Source organism: Massilia frigida, assembly GCF_011682175.1.
GTDB lineage: Bacteria > Pseudomonadota > Gammaproteobacteria > Burkholderiales > Burkholderiaceae_D > Telluria_A > Telluria_A frigida.
Genome location: NZ_WHJG01000111.1, coordinates 1 through 1,683, shown reverse-complemented (window position 1 = coordinate 1,683; position 1,683 = coordinate 1). Strand labels below are relative to the sequence as shown.

The 1,683-nt window shown below is 50.5% G+C and carries 1 protein-coding gene; it reads right to left on the bottom strand.

Features of this window, described 5'->3' with window-relative positions:
• Positions 1-204: 204 nt before the first annotated feature.
• A complete protein-coding gene (locus F2P44_RS34165; protein ID WP_167094514.1) occupies positions 205-1,374 on the bottom strand; it encodes a sensor histidine kinase in 1,170 nt (389 codons plus the stop codon).
• Positions 1,375-1,683 lie beyond the last annotated feature (309 nt).

Here is a 1,683-nt window from a genome sequence, read left to right as displayed (position 1 = left end):
CGTCCAAAAGGCAAGAGTAAACGCCATTTCGCTACAGTTTACAAGTGGCGGCTGTAACTCCTTGAATGTTAACGGGTTTTCTCGTCATGGCGACAGGGAGTTCGGAGTTGTGTATAACGTGATGGGTTGAAGCGTACTTCAGATTGACACGATGCAGATGGGTAAGGCCGCACAGCCTAAAATTCCCTCCAAGTGGTTCGGTTTCTAGCAATAATTTCCGTTTATTTCCTTACTCCCGCCATCGGGACTCTTGGGGGGAAGACGCACTGTAAAAATCGTCCCGTCCTCAGTGCTTGATTCAACTTTTATAGTTCCGCCATGGGATGTGGTGATTTCCCTGGCAATAAAGAGGCCAAGTCCCAAGCTTGTTGAGAGAGGCCCTTTCTGGTCGTTTTCAACTGAAAGCTGAACTAAAGGATCGAAAATTGATACTAATGAGGCCCGCGGAATTTCCGGTCCAAAATTTTTAACTTGGATGACCGTGGAGTCTTTATCCCCACAGGCGGAGATCGTAACCGGATGCTTTTCACCCTTGTATTGAGCGGCGTTGTTCAACAGGTTTGAAAAAACTTGCGTGAGGCGAGGAGCATCGTATTCGCCGATGCGTTCACCCTCTGCGTCCAATTGGAACACGCAATCTGGATGAGCTGCTGAGGCGTCGTCTAGGGCTGACTGACAAATCTCTACGATATCGGCAAGAACCGGACGGATAGGAATGGCCCCACCCAGCTGGGTTCTCGCGTACTCCAAAAGATCATTCACCATCGTCGTCATCGTTGCAGCACTTCGGGAAACTCTTGCGCCGATCTGAATAGCATTCGCTTGATCAATAGTTGGTCGAACCAAAAACGCACCGGCCATTGTCATGGTGGCGAGCGGACTTCGTAAATCGTGTCCAAGAATGGCCAGAAAAGTATCGCGAGTACGATTGCTTTGTTCAGAAAATCGGCTTGCGGAGTCTTGTAGAGCTTGGTCAATTGCTTCATTGAAGCGCAGGATTTCATCGGTTTTTTCTTTTGAGGCCCGCGTCGATTTAACCATCCACAGTCGCAAGACACTTGCTCTCATTGCGCGGAACTCGGCTGTGACTTCAGGCATAGTGAACCCGCTGAGCTGACGCAGCGCTCCGTGAGTGGAGGCCGCACTCTTGCTTGCATGGACTTGCGAAACCCCGGCGATTGATTTTGCTTTTTTCTGTTTTTCGCTTTCGACTGTATTCATATCAGCTGCGATGGCTTGTAACATTTGTCGCGCATGATCTTGCAGCTCCGAGACCGGCACCGGATCTCCTGGTTTGGATAGTGAACGTGCAAATGCCTCCCATTCCCCGAGAATTTCGTCCAGATGGCTCAGAATAAATTGCGATAGCTTCATATACCCCCCTCTTATTAGGACCGGAGGTACAAGTCTACGCCTATCGGCGGGTCAGTTGACGCGTACGAAAGCGCGCTTCCCTCGGCTTAACCCGATTTTCCGTTCCACTGCGCCTTAAACCCTATCCACTTAACAGGTGTCGCATCGACGGCGCCCTTTCTTCCCTGCCTTAGGCGTAGCACGCGAGCCTCTTGCAAAACTAGCGGAACGGATGAAAATTGCTTGGCAGCGCAAGCGAAAAGGTGGGGGTGGGCGCCCATTTCTGGCATGATTTAGTTTCTAACGCTTAATCAAAACGCCCACACCATG